Origin of the sequence: Streptomyces sp. BB1-1-1, from assembly GCF_031597775.1 — a bacterium.
Lineage (GTDB): Bacteria > Actinomycetota > Actinomycetes > Streptomycetales > Streptomycetaceae > Streptomyces > Streptomyces thinghirensis.
The window spans coordinates 6274778-6292949 of the sequence record NZ_CP134203.1; the positions used below are offsets into that span (position 1 = coordinate 6274778).

The 18172-nt window shown below is 74.2% G+C and carries 14 protein-coding genes and 1 riboswitch; of the genes, 6 read left to right on the forward strand and 8 right to left on the reverse strand.

Annotated features, from left to right (window positions below; all coding sequences use genetic code 11):
* The first annotated feature begins 105 nt into the window (after nucleotides 1-105).
* A complete protein-coding gene (locus tag RI578_RS28735; RefSeq protein WP_310873780.1) occupies nucleotides 106-753 on the forward strand; it encodes a sulfite oxidase-like oxidoreductase in 648 nt (215 codons plus the stop codon).
* A 22-nt stretch (nucleotides 754-775) separates the two neighbouring features.
* On the opposite strand, the gene RI578_RS28740 is transcribed toward RI578_RS28735, so the two are convergent.
* Nucleotides 776-1660: a deoxyribonuclease IV gene (locus tag RI578_RS28740; protein ID WP_310873781.1), complete on the reverse strand. Its 885-nt coding sequence runs from the start codon at nucleotides 1658-1660 to the stop codon at nucleotides 776-778.
* A 95-nt stretch (nucleotides 1661-1755) separates the two neighbouring features.
* On the opposite strand from RI578_RS28740, the gene RI578_RS28745 reads away from it, so the two are divergent.
* The 4 genes from RI578_RS28745 (at nucleotide 1756) to RI578_RS28760 (ending at nucleotide 5749) form a co-directional block, all read left to right on the forward strand.
* Nucleotides 1756-2076: a CU044_2847 family protein gene (locus RI578_RS28745; protein WP_310873782.1), complete on the forward strand. Its 321-nt coding sequence runs from the start codon at nucleotides 1756-1758 to the stop codon at nucleotides 2074-2076.
* Between the two features lie 160 nt (nucleotides 2077-2236).
* Nucleotides 2237-2407, forward strand: coding sequence for a hypothetical protein (locus tag RI578_RS28750; RefSeq protein ID WP_193776210.1), 171 nt, complete (start codon nucleotides 2237-2239; stop codon nucleotides 2405-2407).
* Nucleotides 2370-3569, forward strand: coding sequence for an FxsB family cyclophane-forming radical SAM/SPASM peptide maturase (locus tag RI578_RS28755; protein WP_310873783.1), 1200 nt, complete (start codon nucleotides 2370-2372; stop codon nucleotides 3567-3569). The genes RI578_RS28750 and RI578_RS28755 overlap by 38 nt, the downstream gene beginning before the upstream one ends.
* Nucleotides 3566-5749: an aKG-HExxH-type peptide beta-hydroxylase gene (locus tag RI578_RS28760; RefSeq protein WP_310873784.1), complete on the forward strand. Its 2184-nt coding sequence runs from the start codon at nucleotides 3566-3568 to the stop codon at nucleotides 5747-5749. Before RI578_RS28755 ends, RI578_RS28760 begins: the two co-directional genes overlap by 4 nt.
* Here the strand turns inward: RI578_RS28760 and fxsT are convergent.
* From fxsT to thiO, 7 genes are all read right to left on the reverse strand, one after another.
* A complete protein-coding gene (fxsT, locus tag RI578_RS28765; RefSeq protein WP_310873785.1) occupies nucleotides 5680-10104 on the reverse strand; it encodes an FxSxx-COOH system tetratricopeptide repeat protein in 4425 nt (1474 codons plus the stop codon). The genes RI578_RS28760 and fxsT overlap by 70 nt on opposite strands.
* Complete coding sequence (locus RI578_RS28770; protein ID WP_310873786.1) at nucleotides 10104-11120, reverse strand: MoxR family ATPase; 1017 nt, start codon at nucleotides 11118-11120, stop codon at nucleotides 10104-10106. Before RI578_RS28770 ends, fxsT begins: the two co-directional genes overlap by 1 nt.
* Nucleotides 11117-13042 carry a trypsin-like serine protease gene (locus RI578_RS28775; protein WP_310873787.1) on the reverse strand — a complete coding sequence of 642 codons (1926 nt, stop codon included), beginning with the start codon at nucleotides 13040-13042 and terminating at the stop codon, nucleotides 11117-11119. The genes RI578_RS28770 and RI578_RS28775 overlap by 4 nt, the downstream gene beginning before the upstream one ends.
* Before the next feature lie 192 nt (nucleotides 13043-13234).
* Nucleotides 13235-15181: a Stk1 family PASTA domain-containing Ser/Thr kinase gene (gene pknB / locus RI578_RS28780; RefSeq protein ID WP_310873788.1), complete on the reverse strand. Its 1947-nt coding sequence runs from the start codon at nucleotides 15179-15181 to the stop codon at nucleotides 13235-13237.
* 198 nt (nucleotides 15182-15379) lie between these two features.
* Nucleotides 15380-16177, reverse strand: a complete 798-nt coding sequence (locus RI578_RS28785) for a thiazole synthase (RefSeq protein ID WP_310873789.1) — start codon at nucleotides 16175-16177, stop codon at nucleotides 15380-15382.
* A 2-nt stretch (nucleotides 16178-16179) separates the two neighbouring features.
* Nucleotides 16180-16380 carry a sulfur carrier protein ThiS gene (gene thiS, locus RI578_RS28790; protein WP_121746565.1) on the reverse strand — a complete coding sequence of 67 codons (201 nt, stop codon included), beginning with the start codon at nucleotides 16378-16380 and terminating at the stop codon, nucleotides 16180-16182.
* Nucleotides 16377-17609, reverse strand: a complete 1233-nt coding sequence (thiO, locus tag RI578_RS28795) for a glycine oxidase ThiO (protein WP_310873790.1) — start codon at nucleotides 17607-17609, stop codon at nucleotides 16377-16379. Before thiO ends, thiS begins: the two co-directional genes overlap by 4 nt.
* A riboswitch (TPP riboswitch) is annotated at nucleotides 17607-17718 on the reverse strand. (Overlaps the previous gene by 3 nt.)
* Nucleotides 17719-17770: 52 nt before the next feature.
* Between thiO and RI578_RS28800 the strand changes: the two genes are divergently transcribed.
* On the forward strand, nucleotides 17771-18121 hold the full coding sequence (locus RI578_RS28800) for a hypothetical protein (RefSeq protein ID WP_310873791.1): 351 nt from the start codon (nucleotides 17771-17773) through the stop codon (nucleotides 18119-18121).
* Nucleotides 18122-18172 lie beyond the last annotated feature (51 nt).

Consider the following 18172-nt stretch of genomic DNA (forward strand, 5'->3'; position numbering starts at 1 on the left):
TAAGTAAGTACAGGCTTAGTCGTGATTATTGGTGCTTGTGTGTGTTTGCCCGAATGTAAGTGGGGCGGGTCAGGGGCATCGGTCCGGGTCTGTCAGGATGGAGGCATGGGTCAGCCGGCGGGACACGAATCGGGAGAAGGCGGTCCGGAAGGAGCGTCGCGGTTCGAGCTCCCACCGGGACAGCGACTGCAGCGCGGCTGGCCGGTCACGCACTACGGACCGGTCCCCAAGTTCCGCCCCGAGCGCTGGGAGTTCCGGGTCTTCGGCACCACCGCCGACGGCGAGAAGCACGGCTGGACCCACGACGAGTTCACCGCCCTGCCGTACACCACGGTCGTCGCCGACCTGCACTGCGTCACGAAGTTCAGCATGCTCGGCTCCGAGTGGGGCGGCGTTCCGGCCGCCACGATCCTGGACCTCGCCCCGCCCGCGCCGGCCGTCACCCACGTGATGGTGTGGGCGGAGTACGGCTTCAGCTCGAACCTCCGGCTGTCCGACTTCGCCGCCGGGCGCACCCTCTTCGCCACCCACAAGGACGGCGAGCTGCTCACCGCCGAGCACGGCTTCCCGCTCCGGCTGGTCGTCCCGCACCTGTACGCCTGGAAGGGCCCGAAGTGGGTCCGCGGCATCGAGTACATGACCGCCGACCGCCGCGGTTTCTGGGAGGAACGCGGCTACCACAACATCGGCGACCCGTGGCAGGAGCAGCGCTACTCCTACCAGGAGGAGCCCGGGGACGGCCCCGAGCTCTGACCTCCCGTACGGCCCACGCGGGTCAGCCGTCGCGCAGCTTCTTCAGCCGCTCCACGTCCGCCGCGTGCCCCTCCTTGCCGCCCGGTGTCTCGATGACCAGCGGCACGCCCTCGGTCGCGGGGTGGGTCATCAGCGCCCGGAACGGGTCCTCGCCGATGTGACCGGCGCCGATGTTCTCGTGCCGGTCCTTGTGGGCCCCGGCCACGTCCTTGGAGTCATTGGCGTGGATCAGCTTCAGCCGGCCCTCGCCGACCGTGTCCACCAGCAGGTCCAGGGTCTGGTGCATGCCGGACGGGCCGGTCAGGTCGTGGCCCGCCGCGAAGATGTGGCAGGTGTCCAGGCACACGCCGAGCTTCGGGTGGGCGTCCAGCGCCTCGAAGTACGGCCCGAAGTCCCAGGTGCGCGAGCACAGGGAGGCGCCCTGGCCGGCGGTCGACTCCAGCAGCAGGAACGGGTCGTCGTCGTGGGTGAGCTCGTCGAGCAGCGGCAGCAGGTACTCCCGTACCTGCTTCAGCGCCACCGACCGCTCGCGGCCGCCGGTCGCGCTGCCGGTGTGCACCACCACGCCGAGCGCGCCGATCGCCCGCCCGCGCCGCAGCGAGTGCCGCAGCGACTCCACCGACCGCTCCACCGTCGCCTCGGTGTGCGAACCGAAGTTGATCAGGTACGGGGCGTGCACGTAGGCGGGGAGCGACCCGGCCGCGCAGGCCTCCCGGAACGCCTCGTCCTGCTTCGGGTTGCCGGCCGGCGTGGCCCAGCCGCGCGGATTGGCGACGAAGACCTGCACGGCCTCCGCCTTCAGCTCACGGGCGTAGGACAGGCCTACGGAGTGCAGGCCGCCGGCCACCGGGACGTGACCGCCGACGGGGTTGCGCGGCATACGGGAGGAAGAAGATGCGGTGCTCATGACCTGACCAAGGATGCCAGGACGTGTGGGCGGACCCCGGATCAGGGTACGACTGCACCAGCGCACCGGCGCTGCCGAGCCAGGGGAGGGTGCACATGGGGGACGTCGTCAGCTTCGCGCTGCCGAACGGCGGCCGGGTCCTGGTCGAACCCGTCGACGAGGACGTGTACGGCCTTCAGGAGATCTCGGTCAACGGAAGCACGGTGGTCCGGCATGCCCAGGAAGGGCTCGGCGAGGCCCTCGACGGCATCCGGCGCATGGCCGCCGAGGCGCACGCGCGCATGACGTCCCTCGACGTCGCCCCGCAACGGCTGGAGCTGGAGTTCGGGGTGAAGCTGAGCGGGGAGGCGGGTGCGATCGTGGCCAAGGCGACGGGAGAGGCACACCTGATCGTGCGTGCTGTGTGGGAGAGGTAGCGGACCGGCGTGCCCGGGGGACCGGGTGTCCGGATCCGTCGCCGGGCGACGGAGGCCCTCTCCCGCGTCCCGGGGGATCCGCCTACCATGCCCTTGCGGCCGGAGTGCCGTGGCGCGGGGCCGGATGCCGGACGTCCCGGAAGCAGGAGGGGGCCGAGGCATGGAAGAGACCACGGGGGTCGAGTGCGGACTGCCGGACATCGCCGGATTCACCGTCGACCAACTGCGCGCGCTTCCCGGTTCCGTACTGGCGGTGGCCCTGGAGCGGCTGCAGACGGAGGCCGCGGAGTCCCATGACGACGAATACACCAGCTGGCAGGCGAGCGCCTGACCAACCGGCGGTCGACGTCGCGGCACTCCTCGACGAGGGCTGGCGGCCGGCCCCGCTGCGCCAGTTCGTCCTCAAGACGCGCAGCCGGTGCAACCTCGCCTGCGACTACTGCGTCATCTACGAGCACGGCGACCTGACCTGGCGCCGTCAGCCCCTCGCCATGAGCCCGGCGACCCTTCGCCGCACGGCGCAGCGCATCGCGGAGCACGCGGAGCGCCACGGGCTGCGGCAGGTCCGGATCGTGCTGCACGGCGGCGAGCCGCTGCTGGCCGGGCCCGAGGGCGTCGCCGAGGCCGTGCGCACCGTCCGGGACACCCTCCAGGAGACGGGCACCGAGGCCGAGTTCACCGTCCAGACCAACGGCACCCTCCTCGACGCCCGCATGCTGGACACGCTGGCCGAGCACCGGGTGCGGGTCGGCGTCAGCGTGGACGGCGACCGGCAGGCGCACGACGCGCACCGCCGCACACCGTCGGGCCGTGGGTCGTACGACGACGTGATGGCGGGGCTGCACCTGCTGTCCGGCACATACCCGCAGCTGTACGCGGGCCTGCTGTGCACCGTGGACGCCGCCGCGGACCCGGTCGCCGTCTACGAGTCGCTGCTGCCGACCCGGCCGCCGCTGATCGACTTCCTGCTGCCGCACGGCCACTGGGGCGCCCGGCCACCCGCGCCGGCCGGCGCGTACGGGCGATGGCTGGCCGCCGTCTTCGACCGCTGGGCCGGGGCGCCGCACAAGGAGACCTCCGTGCGGATCCTCGACGAACTGCTGCACACGGTGCTCGGCGGCCACAGCCGGCTCGACTGGGTGGGCATCACCAGCACCGTCTCCGTGTTCGTCGAGGCCGACGGGGCGGTCCACCAGAACGACACCCTGCGCACCGGACCCGACGGCGCCTCCGAGAGCGGCCTCGACGTCTTCCGGAACTCCTTCGACGAGGTCCTGCTGCACCCGGGATTCGCCGCCCGGCAGGCCGGGGAACGCGCCCTGTCCGAGCAGTGCCTGCGCTGCCCCGAGCTGTCCGTCTGCGGCGGCGGCGAGTACGGCCACCGCTACCGGCCCGGCTCCGGCTACCGTGCCCCGACCGTCTACTGCGCCGACCTGCTCCTGCTCATCGGGCACATCAGACGCTGGCTCGCCCGCACGGCGGCGCCGGCGTGATCGGCGTGATCGACCCGTGCGTTCTCCCGGACGACGTCTTCGACGCCCTCGCCGCGGGGGAGGGCGGGCGGTCGGCGGTGGTGCTGCTGCGCCGCGCCCGGCGCAGCCGCAACCTCCTGCTGTTGCGACGCGCCCTGGACGGTCCGTGCGGCGGGGCCGCCGAGCCGGCCGCGGACCTGCTGGCGGGCGTCGAACGCGTCGCTCCCGAGGTGACCCGGGCGGTGATCGACGGCCCCGCCTTCGGCACCTGGGCCGCCCACACGCTGCGCGACTGCCCGGCGCACCGCCGGGGCGGGTGCGCCACCCGGGACCTCGCCGCCCTGGCGGTCCTCGCCGCGGTACGCGCGGCCCACCCGTCCCGGATCGCCGTGCCGGTGCGGGAGGGGCGGCTGAGACTGCCCGGGCTGGGGACGGTCACCGGGCTCGGCGAGGTGCGCGAGGCACTGGTCGTGGTCGAGGCACCGGCCGCGGCCGAGTGGCTCCCGGCCCCACCCGGCCCCGCACCCGGGAACCCGGTTCGCGGTGAACCGGCCGCGGGCGGCGTCGATGCCGACGCCTCGGCCGCGCCGTCCGGCAGCTGCCGGGTACGCGTGCTGACCGTCGGCGGCGAACGGGTCCTGCCGCGCGATCCGTCCCGCACCGGGCACGGCTGGCAACCCGTCGCCGTGCTCGACGCCCGGCACCGGGGGCTGACGCTCCGGGTGCCGCTGGAGACCGCCGCACCGGGGCTGCCCGCACTGGAGACGGCGAGCGCCGGGCCGGCGGCCTGGCAGGGACTCCTGCGGCAGGCCTGGGAGCTGCTCGTCGAGAGCCATCCGCGCCGCGCCGAGGAACTCGCGGCCGGGCTCAACGGCATCGTGCCCCTGCCGGCCCCGGCGCGCGGCGTGGCGTCCGCCACCTCACGGCACGCCTTCGGCACCGTGCTCACCTCCTGGCCCGCCGACCCCGAGAGGCTGGCGCTGACGCTGCTGCACGAGTTCCAGCACAGCAAACTGAGCGCCCTGACCGACCTGGTGGCCCTGTACGAACCAGGAGGCCGCCCCTGGCTGTACGCGCCGTGGCGACCCGACCCGCGACCTCCCGGCGGACTGCTCCAGGGCATCTACGCCCACCTCGGCGACCTCGCGTTCTGGCGGGACCGCAGCGACAGGCGGCACGGGCCCGAACAGGCCGACGCGGCATGGCGCGTGACACAGACCCGGGCGCACGTCGAGCGCGGCCTGGCGGAGGCCGAGACCCACGTCCGGCTCACCGGACTGGGCACCCGCTTCCTCGAACGACTCGCGGAGACCGTGCGGGGCGGGGGTGGGGGCGGGTGCGGGAGCGATGGCGTGGGCGGGAGCGTGGGTGCGGGCGTGGACCTGGGCGCGGGCGGGAGCGATGGCGCGGGCGGGAGCGAGGGCGTGGGTGCAGGCGTGGGCGTGGGCGGCAGCGCAGGTTCGGGCGTGGGCGTGGGCGGGAAGGAGGGCGCGCGGCTGGTGCGGGCGGTCGCCCGGGTGCAGGCGGGTGACGAGGCGGTCTGGCGGCTGCGCTGGGCGGCCGTCGACGAGGCCGGAACCGAGCGGCTGGCCGCGCTGTGGCGGGCCGGCAGCCCGGCCGGACCACTGCCCGCGGACGACGTACGGGCGGCTTCCGGTGCGGTGGCGGGGCCGGGGCCGGAGTTCGGGCGGTGGGCGGCGCGGCAGCGGGGCGCCGAGCGGGCCCTGCCGGCGCGGGAGGCCGCGGACGCGGTGGCCGCCGTCCCGCACCGGGCGGAGCGGTGGGCGGAACTCGCCGCCGCGGCCGTCGAGGAGGGGCTGCCCGGCGCCGATGTCCTGGTCCGCCGCACCGAACTCGTCCACCACCTCTTCCTGCACCTCACCGCACGGGACGGAACGACACCGGACGAGCCCGCCGCGACCCGGCCCCCCGACCCGCTGACGCTGGCGTCCTGGCTGGCGGGCGTCGCAGTCGGCCGGGATTTCGTTACCGGTGGGGTGCCGGCGGTTGGCGGGGCCCTCGCGGCCGAGGTTGGGCCCGTGGCCGAGGTGGGGCCCGTGGCCAACGCGCGTCCAGTCGCCGAGGTGGGGCCCGCGGCCGAGGAGGAACCCGTCGCCGAGGCGCGACCCGGTCAGAACACCGGCGTCTCGATGTCGCAGAACGCCCGCTCGCCCCTGGCGAACACCTCGGCGACCGGGTAGTCCCGGCCCAGGGTCCGGGAGAAGCGGGTCAGGACGTCGGCGAGCAGGGCCTCGGCCTCGTCACGCCGGCCCAGGGCCCCCAGGTCGTGCGCGAGGTTGCCGCCGCAGACCAGGGTCACCGGATGATCGGGCCCGACGGTGGAGCGCAGCGCCTCCAGATGCCGCCCGTCGGCCTGCGCCGCCTCCTCGTGGCGGCCCGCCGTGTGCAGGTCGTTGGCGAGGTTGACCCCGCAGCGCAGCGTGCAGTTGTGCTCCGGACCGAAGCGGGCCGCCAGCTTCTCGTAGGCCGCGAGGTTCAGGGACAGCGCCCGCTCGTGCTCGCCCAGCGCGCTGAGGACCAGGGCGTGGTTCGTCTCGGTCATCGGCATGTACGGATGGTCCGCGCCGAACAACTGCTCGTACCCGGCCACGGTCTGCGCCGCCAGCCGCTCGGCGTCCTCCAGCTCGCCGCGCAGCAGCAGGTCGATGGCGTAGTTGCCCACCGCCGCCAGCGTGTTGAGGTCGCCCTCGCCGTACCTGGCCCGGTAGCGCTCCACCGTCCGGGAGGACCGGTCGTACGCCTCCTCGTAGGCGCCCATCGCGCGCAGGGAGACCGCGAGGTTCTTCGCCACGTCGAGCGTGGCGGGGTGCTCGCGGCCCTGCCGGTCGCGGAGTTTCGGGTACAGCGCCCGCAGCGACTCGGTGGAGCCCCGGTAGTCGCCCAGCTCCCGCTGGTCGCGGGCGTAGTTGGCCGCCACCACCAGCGTGACCGGGTCGTCCGGGCCGAAGATGCGCACCCGTCGCTGGTAGGTGTCCGCGTCCAGCTCCAGCGCCTCCTGGAAGCGGCCCAGCAGCCGCAGGTCCAGCGCGTGGTTGGCGGCGGACATCAGCGCCAGCGGGTAGTCCCGGCCGAAGCTCCTGGTCAGCCGCTCCAGGGTGTCGGCGTCCCGCTCCGTCGCCTGCTCGAAGTCACCGAGCACCCGCAGGTCGGCCGCGTTGCTGTTGGCGATGGCGAGGGTCTCCTCGTGGTCCTCGCCGAACACGCGGCGGGCCCGCACCAGCAGCTCCGCGTTCAGCTCCCGGGCCTCGTCGAAGCGGCCGAAGTTGCGGATCAGCGTGGCGTAGGAGCGGGTGGTCCGCATCGTCTGCGGATGGTCGTCGCCCAGCCGCTGCTGCCACTCCTTGCGAGCGAATTCGGCCAGTTCCGTGCCGCCGGTGTAGTCGCCGTGCAGGTACAGGTAGCGGATCTCGTTGATGACCAGGTCCCGCACCTCCCGGTGGTCGCACTCGACGGCCCGGGTGGGACGGATGTGCGGCCGCAGCTCGGAGTACCGGCGCCAGTTGTCGTTGTCCTCCGGCTCCTGCGGGTCGGCGGCGGCCAGCAGCACGTGGGTCAGGTGGTAGGTGTCCTCCTGCTCCTGCTCCGACATCTGGTTGAAGAGCACCGCCTGCACGAGCCGGTGCATCTGGAGGCTGTTGCTGCGGTGGTCGATCCTGGCGAGCGCGAGCCGGCCGATCTCCCGGGTGGCCAGGCCCAGTTCGACCGGGTCGCGCAGCGCCTCGGCGAGCGGCGAGGGCAGCGGCGCGAACGCGGCACTGCGCAGCATCGCCCAGCTGATCGGCTCCGGGGCCATGCAGGAACACAGCCGCAGCAGCTGGACGGCCGCGGGGCTGCGCCGCGCGAGACGCTCCATCGCCAGGTTCCAGGTCGCCACCACGGAGTGCGGGTACCCCGAAGGGACGGAGGTGTCCAGCAGCCGGTCCGCGTGCTCGCGCAGCAGTTCCAGGTACTCGTCGACCGACATCGCCGTCTCCGCGTGCCAGGCACCGGCCTGTTCCACCGCGAGCGGCAGGTCACCCAGTGCCTCCGCGAGGCGGGAGGCGTCCTGCGCGGGCATGCCGGGGACCCTGCGCTGCAGGAAGCGGACCGACTCCTCGCGGGAGAAGACGTCCACCGAGACGGGGTGCGCGTGGCCCGCCCAGCTCTGGTTGCGCGAGGTGATCAGGATGTGTCCCTCGCCGGAGGGGAAGTACTCCTCCAGGTCCTCGGGCCGGTCGGCGTTGTCGAAGACCAAGAGATACCTGCGGTAGGGAGAGCCCCGGCGCAGCGCGTCGAGGACGAGTGGAAGCGCCTCGTCACCGCTGGGCCCGGCCTCCAGGCCCAGGTGCGGCGCGAGGGCGGCGATGGCCGAGCGGACCAGGGCGGGATCCTCGGCGTTGATCCACCAGATCAGCTGGTACTGGGACTGGTAGCGATAGATGTACTCCACAGCCAGTTGCGTCTTGCCCACGCCGCCGAGGCCGAAGAAGGCCTGCGGCACGATGGCCGCGCGCCGGTCCGCCAGCCGGTCGTGCAACTGCGTGATGAGCTCGCTGCGCCCGGTGAAGTTGTGGTTCCGCGGCGGGATGCGCCGGCCCCACACCTGCGGCACGGTCTCCTCGAAACGCATCGGACGGGTGAGCGTCGGAAGTTCGCCCGCCGGAGCCTGCGCGGTTTTCGAGGGGCCGTTGACGCCGACCGGGTGAGAGGCGGACTCGGCCACGGATGGATCCCTTCCCGCGGTGTGCCGTGACTGTTCCCCCGTCGGTGCGGACGCCCCCTCGGTCCGGGTGCCGGGCCCGGCCGGACGGGGGCGGCCGGCTGCCGCTTCGATGGCTCCACTGGTGGATGTGGTGTCAGTCACACCGTAATCGTATGGCGACTTTGCGTCACTGTTTCCCCCGGGCCGGTGCTGCCGGGAGATGAGATCCCGCAGTTCGCGCGCCCTGGTGGCGAAGCCGCCCCCGAGGGCGTCGGCGACCGCCGCGTCGACCTTGGCGAACGGCAGACTCTCGACGCTGATCCGGGAGGGCAGCTCACGCGACGGATCCGTCAGCGTGGCGGCGAACCGGTACGGCGCCGAGGAGTGCTCCGCCAGATAGCCCGACACGGCCGTCAGCACCCGGCGGCTCTCCTGCCGGTGCAGCGAACCCAGCAGCAGCGACCGGACGGTCTCGGGAAAGTCGAACTCGGTCTGCTCGGCCGGGCGAGACCCAGGCGGCACCGGGTGCAGCAGGCCCGACAGGAAGACCTCCGCCAGGTGCGAGGGAGTCGTGCGCGGCGCCATGACCTGCTGCACCAGGCGCATCACCGGCAAGAACAGGGGAGCGGCGGCGAGATAGCCGGCCAGCTCGAAGGCCTGCGGCGATGCCTCCGCGCGGAACGCCAGTACCCGGTCCAGCGGCGACAGCCGCTCGTCCCGCACCGCGGGCCCCGGATCGGCCGGCCCCTGCCCCGGCTCCGGACGCGCGGCGCCGTCGGCCCGTACCGCGTACCCCTGGAACGGCGAGCTCTCCGGGCACGCGACCAGCCGGGCCCACATCTGCAGGGCCGCCGGGGCCAGTTCGACCACGGGCACCAGCAGCCCCGGACGGTCGGCGTCCGTGCGCAGATCCGCGTTGGGGGCGCCGGGCCGGGAGGCCTTGAGGGCGACGGGGAGCGGTCGCAGAGCGGTGCGGTGCCACAGGCGCCGGTCGAGCGGCTGCACCAGAGCCGTCGGGCCGCCGCGCGCCCAGCGGGCCAGCAGCCGGTCCACCGCTCCCGAACTCCATCCGGGACCGATCGCGTCGCTGAGGACCAGTACGGCACCGCGCGGGGAGCGGTGCAGGCGCCGGTCCGCGCCGGCGGCCGGGCGTGGGGCACCGTCCGGCCACGGCGGCGGGGTGGTGCGCACCGTCACGGCGCCGCCCGGCAGGTGCTCCAGCCAGCGCACGGTGATCGAGCGGAAGGCGCCCACCCGGCGCAGCACCGCGCGGAGTTCGGCCACCGCGCCGTCCCACAGCACCATCGACTCGCCGGTGTCCACCACCAGTACGAGATCCAGCCAGGGTTCCTCCGCCGGGACCAGCACCGGTTCCCAGACGTCGGTCTCGGCCGCCCGGTCGGCCGTAGCCTCCTCGTCCAGCCGGTGCCGGACCCTGGACGCGGCACGCCGCCGCAACGGCCGCAGCGCCTTGGCCAGCTCCGCCGTCCTGGCCAACGGCCGCACCCCCGGGGAGCGCACCGGCAGCGCCGGCACGGGGTCGCTCGTCCGGCCGTCCGGCGCGCCGGTGCTCCGCACGTGCAGCCGTGGCCCCCCGGCGCCCGGTTCGGCCCCCTCGGGCCAGGAGTCGTCCGGCGCCTGACCGGGCCGGTCCGCCGAGGCCCCACCACCGCGCCGGCGCCGTGGCGAGCCCGGCTCCAGCTGGCCCGCGATCCCGGACAGCCGGGGCGTACGCGAGGCCGACCGGGCGGGCCGCGGGTCCCGGGGCGCACGGGCCAGCCGCGCCGCGAGCCACAGGACCTCGGCGATCTCCCGGGCGTCCGGAGCGGGGCGCTCCGGCGGTTCGTACGGCATCAGGGCCCCGTCTCCAGGTGCCGCCAGAGGGTGCGCAGCAGGTCCTGCCACTGCTCCGGGTCCTCGTCGGCGCCCGCCCGCGCCAGCTGGATGGCGCTCAGCAACTGGTCCACGGCGACACTCCCGTTGCTCTGCTCCGCGAGAAACGCCTCCACCAGGGGCGCCGCCTCCTCCAGCGCGTCGGCGCCCAGGTGCGCGGCGACGATCGCCGCCAGCCGCTCCGGTCCCGGCTGCTCGATGTCGTAACGCAGGCACCGCCTGGCGAACGCGGCGGGGAACTCGCGTTCCTCGTTGGAGGTGATCACCACGACCGGAAAGGCCCAGCAGCTCACCTCTCCGTCCGTCACCGGCGCCGCCCCGCCGTCCGCCGTCCGCACCGGGACGGTGCGCTGGTCCGGCGGCAGCCGCAACAGCTCCTCGACGGTGAAACGGCCCTCCTCGAAGACGGTGAGCAGGTCGTTCGGCAGATCGATGTCGCTCTTGTCGAGTTCGTCGATGAGCAGGACGCGCGGCCTGTGGCGCGGCAGCAGCGCCGTGCCCAGCGGCCCGAGCCGCAGGAAGCGGCCGATGTCGCCGGTGCCGCCGCCCGTCTCCAGGCCCGCGCGCCGCAGGTTGGCCTCGTGCAGCCGGCCGATGGCGTCGTAGGCGTACAGGCCGTCCTGCAGCGTGGTGCGCGATGTCACCGGCCAGTGGAGTACGGGGCCCAGCCCGAGTTCGTAGGCGACGGCGTGCGCGAGGGTGGACTTGCCGGTGCCCGGGCGGCCCGTGAGGAGCAGCGGGCGGCGCAGCAGCAGGGCCGCGTTGACCGCGTCGACCAGTCCGTGGTCCACCTGGAAGACCCGCCCCCGCCGGGTGTCGGCCGGTTGCGGGAGGACGGCCTCGTCCTGGGGCGGCATGCCCTGTTGCAGCGGACGCCAGCTCGGCGGGTCGGGCAGCCGTTCGATGCCGTTGTGCGGGACGCCGTCACCGCGGTAGATCCACCACGCCGGCGGCTGCGGGGTTCCGGGCTCGGTCACGAGGGGGCACCTCCGGGAGCGGGAGCGGGTGGGGTCAGGGGGGTGTGCGGGGGCAGCCGGTCGAAGGGGTCCCAGAGGAAGCCCAGGCGCAGGCCGCCCCCGACCCGCGGCCGGGCCGCGCCGGGCCGGGACGACCACTCCCCGCGGCGGGCCCGGAGCACCTCCTCGGGCAGGGTGCGCACCCCGGCGGCCCGCAACCGGTTCGGCAGGTCGCACGAGACGGGCTGCCCGTCCTGCTCGTCGTGGGCCCAGACCAGGGCCGGAACGCCCGCGTCCAGGGCCGCGTCGAACTCCGCGTCGGGGGCGCGCCTGCGGGACACCCGCGGAGGAAACCCGAGGACCAGCGCCAAGGGCCCGTCCTCCGCGTACAGGGCGGAGAACAGCGCCTCGTAGGACGAGCCGTCCTGGTTCCGGGCGGGGATCACCGCGACCACGCCCTCTCCGGAGAGTGCGGACAATGCCTTCATCCTGTCCCACTTCCGGGACCAGTTATGCCCCCAGTCGACCCATTCCGACGCGTTCTGGCGCTCGAGGCTGCGCACGGCGACCGGGTGCACCACCCCCAGACGCACCTCCGCGCCGCTGGGGGTCGTGATGGGCAGACCGTCGACCGGCCTGCCCAGCAGCTCACGGGGCAGGACGAACTCCACGAACAGGTCGGGCGAGTCGATGGCCTTCTCCCGGCGCATGCGGATGATCTCGTCCACCACGAGCCGTTCGACCCGCCCCAGCCGCATCGCCTCGGTGTACTGCTGCACCGCCTCCCGCGGGGCGCCCTCGTCCTGCCGGAAGACATCGAGCAGATAGTGCCGGCTCGGCGACGCGGGGGTGACGCGGAACGTGGCGTAGGTCCACCGGGTGCCGGCCCCGCCGGGACGCACCCGGCGCTCCAGCAGCGGTCCGGGATCGACCGCCGGGGTGCAGTGCCCCGCCCGCCCGCGCACCCAGCGGGCCAGTTCCTGTCCGCGCGGACCGGGGACCCGCCGGGACAGCGCGGCGACGAAGGTCAGCAGCGGGGGCACCGGCCGCCCCGCCTGGGCGATGTGCCGCAGGTCGTGCACGATGCCGAGGATGTCCTCGGGGGAGCCCTGCCACGGGCGGCGGACCGGCCCGAGCGCCTCGTCGCGCAGCGCCACCAGCCCGGGCATCGTGAGCCGGCCGTCGAGCAGCAGCCGGTAGAGGTCGTCCATGGCCTCGTCGTCGAACGGGCCGTCGTCCGGGTCCGGCGGCCCGGGGGCGGGCGGCGGCAGGCGGTCGCCGGACAGGGCCAGCGCCGCCCGTAAGGGGGGCCAGTCGCGGGCCAGCCGCTCCAGCGGAATCATCCAGGTCACGCCGGCCTCCGGCGACTTGTCGCGCAGTACGGCGAGCCCGGCGACGCGGGAGGTCGCGGCGTCCCGGACCCCGCAGCCGCTGTATCCGCGGGCCACCCTGCGGCCGGTGTCCGGCGCGTCGTTCAGCTGGATCAGCGCCGACTCCGGGCCGCCCCGCCCGGCCATCAGGCAGTCGGCCCACACTCCGTGCGGCTGGCCCTGCGGGTAGCCGTAGACCTGCATCGGCCGCTTGGCGGCATAGGCGCCGGTGGAGAGGTGGGCGTGCGAGGTGGGGAACTGGCCGTTGGCCTGCCCCAGATCGCCGTGCAGGGTGAGCACCGAGACGTCCTCGTGGTGGCTCCCGCCGGTGTAGCGGTGCCCGCCACCCGGGGAGCCCGTGAGCTTCAGTCCGCTGCTGAGGGTCACCGTGACGGTGGCGTGCGGGTCGTCCCCGAGCCGTCCGCCCATGGCCGACGTCACGACATGGGCGCAGGTCAGAACGTAGCGGGGCGGGACGATGACACCGCCGCCGACCGGGTTCCCGGCGGGGCCGAGGATGCTCACCTGCCAGTCGTCGGTGACGGCCGTCCGCACGACCGGTTCCGCCCCCAAGACGCCCTCCCCCCGTCCGCCGCCGCAGGCCCCGACCGTCTGCGGAGCCGCCATAGTAGCGGTCCCCGCCGTGGGAAGCAGAGAGGGCAAGAGCCCTTGATACGGGGCTGGTTGACCACTTGTTCGGCTCGTTCGACCGCTCGCGGCGCGCGACGGCCGGCCCCGCCCGCCCCCGGCCGGCGGGCCGCCTCGTCAGCGGATCGTGATGGTGACGGTCGACCCCTTGGGAGCCGTGTCCCCGCCGTCGACCGACTGGTCCTTCACCGTGTCGCCGAACAGCCCGAGCAGACCGCGGTCCTCGTCCACCTGGAAGCCGGCGTCCTTCAGCGTCCGCTTGGCGTCGTCCACGCTGTCGCCGACCACGTCCGGGACCTCGATCATCTCGGGGCCCTTGGACACCGTGAGCGTCACCGTGTCGCCCTCGGCGGCGCGGCTGCCCCGGTCCGGCGTCTGCCGGGCGACCTGCCCCCTGTCGTACTCGGAGTTCACCTGCTCCTCGGCGACCTTCACCTTCAGGCCGGCCTCCGTCAGCTCGGCCCGCGCGTCGGCCAGGTCGTCGCCGGTGACGTCCGGGACGTCGATGGGGCTGCCCTTGCTGACGACCAGGGCGACCGCCGAGCCCGAGCGCACCGTGGTGCCCGTCTTCGGCTTCGTGGAGATCACGAAGCCCTTGGGGACCTCGTCGCTGAACGCCCGGGTCACCATGCCCGGCTCCAGCCCCTCGTCCTTCAGCAGGGTCCGGGCCCGGTCCAGCTTGTAGCCCTGGACGTCCGGCAGCTTCACGGTGTCGGGGCCGTCGGAGATCGTGAACGACACGGAGTCGTTCTTCCGGATGCGGGTGCCCACCCCCGGGTCGGTGCTGATGACCTTGCCGCGCTCCACGGTGTCGCTGTAGGCGTGCCGGACCGTGCCGGCGTCCAGCCCGGAGTCCGCCAGCCGGTCCCGGGCCTGCGCCTCGGTCTTGGACAGCAGCGGCGGCACCTTGGTGAACTGGCCGGAGTTGATGTACCAGACGCCCGTGCCGAGACCGAGTACCAGCAGTACGGCCACGACGATCGTCAGCGGGCCGCGCCGCAGCTCCGGCCGGCGGCGCCGGGGCGGCGCCAGCCGGCTGGTGCGGTTGACCCCGTCCGCGGGGAATCCGGCGTCACCGTGGCCGCCGGCTTCGGCCTCGTCCTCGTTGACGGGCAGCGGCCGGGGCATCGTCAGCGCGCGCGGGATCACGCTCGTGCGGTCCTCGGCGTTGTCGTGCTCCGCGGCGAGCGCCTGCGGCGGCACCGCGTCCAGCTGGTCCGCGCTCAGCGCCCCGCGCGCCTGGCGGGCCTGTGAGAGCAGCGCCACGGCGTCGTGCGGCCGGATCTCCGGGTTGCGCGCGGTCGCCGAGGCGACCAGCTCGTCCAGCTCGTACGCCATCCCCGGCACGGCGGCCGACGGCGGCGGCACGTCCTCGTGCAGGTGCTTGTAGAGCACCTGGGCGGGGGAGTCCCCGTCGTGCGGCTTGCCGCCGGTCAGCATCTCGTACAGGACGACGCCGCAGGCGTACACGTCGACCCTCGGGTCGGCGGCGCCGTGCTCGATCTGCTCGGGCGCCAGGTAGGAGACGGTGCCGAGAACGGACCCGGTGGTGCTGGTGACCGTGTCCACGGCCCGGACCAGGCCGAAGTCGGCGACCTTGACCCGGCCGTCGTCGCCTATCAGGACGTTCTCAGGCTTCATGTCCCGGTGCACGAAACCGGCCCGGTGCGCGGCCCCGAGCGCGGCCAGCACCGGCTCCAGGATGTCCAGCGCGGCCCGCGGCCGCAGCGCCCCGCGCTCGCGCAGCACGTCACGCAGGGTGCAGCCGGCGATGTACTCCATGGCCAGGTAGACGTACGCCCCCTCGGCCCCCTGGTCGAACACCTGCACGACATTGGGGTGGTCGAGCCGGGCCACCGACTTCGCCTCGCGGATGAACCGCTCCACGAAGGTGGCGTCGGTCGCGAGCGTCGGGTGCATCACCTTCAGCGCGAGCACGCGGTCCAGGCGGGTGTCCACGGCCCGGTAGACCGTGGCCATCCCGCCCACCGCGATCCGCGCCTCGACGCGGTACCGGCCGTCGAGCACCTGCCCGACGAGAGGGTCCTGAAGGGTCGTGTCCACGCAGGTGAGTCTACGAGCCACCACGGACACCCGGCGTCGCCGCCGACGAACGGGGGCGGTACTGCAGCGCACCTGTGACGCTTCCCACGCGCGGCCGGCCGCCGACGGCGACGCACCCCCACGGGCGACGCCCACCTCTTGTCCGACTGGAAACGGGTGGTGCGTGGGTGGGAGACGAAACGGCAGGACAACCCAGGGCTACCGAAAAGCGGGCCGCTCCGGATCCAACACCGCCAAGCCCTCCGCAGGAGAAGACGCCTCGGCGAACCGCCGCCGCGGAATCCGCCCCGCCCGCCGCGCCAGCCGCCCGGCCTCCACCGCGGAACACATGGCGGCAGCCATCAGCACCGGCTCCTGCGCCCGCGTCACCGCCGAGGCGAGCATCACACCCGCACACCCCAGCTCCATCGCAAGCGCCACGTCCGACGCCGTACCGGCCCCCGCGTCCAGGATCACCGGCACACGCGCGTGCTCCACGATCAGCTCGAAGTTGTGCGGGTTGCGGATGCCCAGCCCCGACCCGATCGGCGAACCGAGCGGCATGATCGCGGCGCACCCGACGTCCTCCAGCTTCCGCGCCAGGACCGGGTCGTCGTTCGTGTACGGCAGCACCGTGAACCCGTCGTCGACCAGCGTCTCCGCCGCGTCCAGCAGCTCGATCGGGTCCGGCAGCAGGGTGCGCTCGTCGGCGATGACCTCCAGCTTCACGAGGTCGGTGCCGAGGGCCTCGCGCGCGAGGCGGGCGGTGAGGACCGCCTCCCCGGCGGTGTAGCAGCCGGCCGTGTTCGGCAGCACCCGGATGCCGAGCTTCTCCAGCACCGACAGCACGGACCCGTGCACCGAGGCGTTCACACGCCGCATCGCGACGGTCGTCAGCTCGGTCCCGGAGGCCACGAGCGCGCGCTCCAGCACGTCGAGGCTGGGCGCCCCGCCGGTGCCCATGATCAGGCGGGACCCGTAGGACGTACCGCCGAGGACGAAGGGATCGTCGGCCATGGTCAGCCTCCTTGGACGGCGGTGAGGACTTCGACGCGGTCGCCGTCGGCCAGCGCGGTGGCGGGCCACTGCGCGCGCGGGACGACGGTTTCGTTCAGGGCGGCGGCCACACCGGACGGCGCCGCGGTGAGCGTGCCCACCAGGGCGTCCAGGGCCGTGCCGGGAGCCACCTGGCGCGGCTCGCCGTTGACGGAGATGTTCATGCGGGCTGCTCCGAGAGTCGCTGGAGTGCGGGAGCGGCGCCGAAGCGCCGGGGGGTGAAGGGGCGGGCCTCGGCCGGCAGCTCCCCGGTGGTCAGGGCGTGTGCCATGGCGTCGCCGGTGACCGGGGTGAGCAGGACGCCGTTGCGGAAGTGCCCGGTGGCCAGCAGCAGGCCCGCCAGCCCGGTCGGGCCGAGCAGCGGGGCGTTGTCCGGGGACCCGGGACGCAGACCCGCCCGGGTCTCCGCCAGCGGCAGCTCGGTGATGCCGGGGACCAGCTCGTGGGCGTCGCGCAGCAACTCGTAGACGCCGCCCGCGGTCACCGTCGTGTCCCAGCCCAGCTCCTCGCTGGTGGCGCCGACGACCAGCTCGCCGCTCTCCCGGGGCACCAGGTAGAGGGGGTTGCCGCGCACCACGGCACGCACCGTCCGGCTCAGCAGCGGCCCGTGCGCCCGCGGCATCGTCAGCCGCAGCACCTGCCCCTTCACGGGCCGCACCGGCGGCAGCACGTCCTCCGGGACGCCCGTGAACCGTCCGCTCAGGCTGCCCCCGGCCAGCACCACCTGCCCGGCCTCCAGCGCGGTGCCGTCGGCCGTGACGACACCCGTCGCCCGCTCGCCGCCGCGCCCGACGGTGAGCCGGTCGGCCCACACCCGGTGGAAGACGACGCCCGCGCGCTCGCAGGCGGCCACCAGCGCGTCGGCGAGGCGCCGGGGGTCGATCTGATGGTCGCCGTCCACCCGCAGGCCCCCGCGCACACCCGGCGCGAGCATCGGCTCCAGGCGCCGGCACTCGCGCCCCGACAGCCACTCGGAGTCCAGGCCCGAGCGCTGCTGGAGCGCGTGCAGTTCCCGCAGGTGGGCCCGGTCGTCGGCGTCCAGCGCGACGGCGAGGGTGCCGCACCGGCGGTAACCGAGGTCGTGGCCGGTGAGGTCGGCCAGCTCGGCCGCGAACTCCGGGTAGCGGCGGGCCGAGGCGAGGTTCAGCGCGAGCAGCGTCTGCTCGCCGTAGTGCAGCTCCGTCACGGCGGCCAGCATCCCGGCGGCCACCTGGGCGGCCCCACCGCCCGGCTCGGGGTCCACGAGGGCCGTGGCGAGCCCGCGCTGCGCGGACCGCCAGGCGGTGACCAGGCCGATGATCCCGCCGCCGACGACGAGGACGTCCGGCGTACGCGACGACGCGGCCCTCGCGGCAACTCCGGACACGGAAGCAGAAGTCGGTGGTGACGACATGGGCGTCCAGCCCCTCCCTTCGCCGGCATGACCCGGATCAGGTTCGTACGGTCGGAGGCCGCCAGCCTCCCTCTCAGCCCGGTGCGTCCGGGCTCCCGCGAGTGCTTTACGTTGGCCACCCTAGCCCGCAGCGCATCGCACTTGTAAGGGAGCCTCCGCCCGTGGCGCGTTCACTCGACGGTCTCGTTCTCGCCCCCGTCGCCGACCAGGCGCCCGGCCAGGTGGGTACGCGCACCCGCTTCACCTACCACGAGCAGGACGGCGCCGTATGGGCCGAGTACGCGGGCGGTGACGTCGTCCGCGGACGTCTGGTGGGCACCAGGGAGGGCGACCGCCTCGACTTCCGGTACGTGCAGCTCAAGACCGACGGAAGCACGTCGTCGGGACACTGCGTGTCGACCGTCGCCGAGCTGCCGGACGGGCGGGTGCGCCTGGACGAGACCTGGGAGTGGGAGTCGCGGCGGGGCAGCGGGACGAGCGTTGTGGAGCAGGTCACCGCGCACGAGCACTGACTGACGAATCGTCGGTGTCTAAGGTGATCAGGTGAGCGAGCAGACGCAGGA

What these genes read in the sequence shown, in the direction of transcription:
- thiO (WP_310873790.1), bottom strand. Translation starts at nt 17,609, where the DNA reads ATGTCGTCACCACCGACTTCTGCTTCCGTGTCCGGAGTTGCCGCGAGG.
- RI578_RS28745 (WP_310873782.1), top strand. Translation starts at nt 1,756, where the DNA reads ATGGGGGACGTCGTCAGCTTCGCGCTGCCGAACGGCGGCCGGGTCCTG.
- RI578_RS28785 (WP_310873789.1), bottom strand. Translation starts at nt 16,177, where the DNA reads ATGGCCGACGATCCCTTCGTCCTCGGCGGTACGTCCTACGGGTCCCGC.
- RI578_RS28755 (WP_310873783.1), top strand. Translation starts at nt 2,370, where the DNA reads ATGACGACGAATACACCAGCTGGCAGGCGAGCGCCTGACCAACCGGCG.
- RI578_RS28740 (WP_310873781.1), bottom strand. Translation starts at nt 1,660, where the DNA reads ATGAGCACCGCATCTTCTTCCTCCCGTATGCCGCGCAACCCCGTCGGC.
- RI578_RS28750 (WP_193776210.1), top strand. Translation starts at nt 2,237, where the DNA reads ATGGAAGAGACCACGGGGGTCGAGTGCGGACTGCCGGACATCGCCGGA.
- fxsT (WP_310873785.1), bottom strand. Translation starts at nt 10,104, where the DNA reads ATGCCGTACGAACCGCCGGAGCGCCCCGCTCCGGACGCCCGGGAGATC.
- thiS (WP_121746565.1), bottom strand. Translation starts at nt 16,380, where the DNA reads ATGAACATCTCCGTCAACGGCGAGCCGCGCCAGGTGGCTCCCGGCACG.
- RI578_RS28735 (WP_310873780.1), top strand. Translation starts at nt 106, where the DNA reads ATGGGTCAGCCGGCGGGACACGAATCGGGAGAAGGCGGTCCGGAAGGA.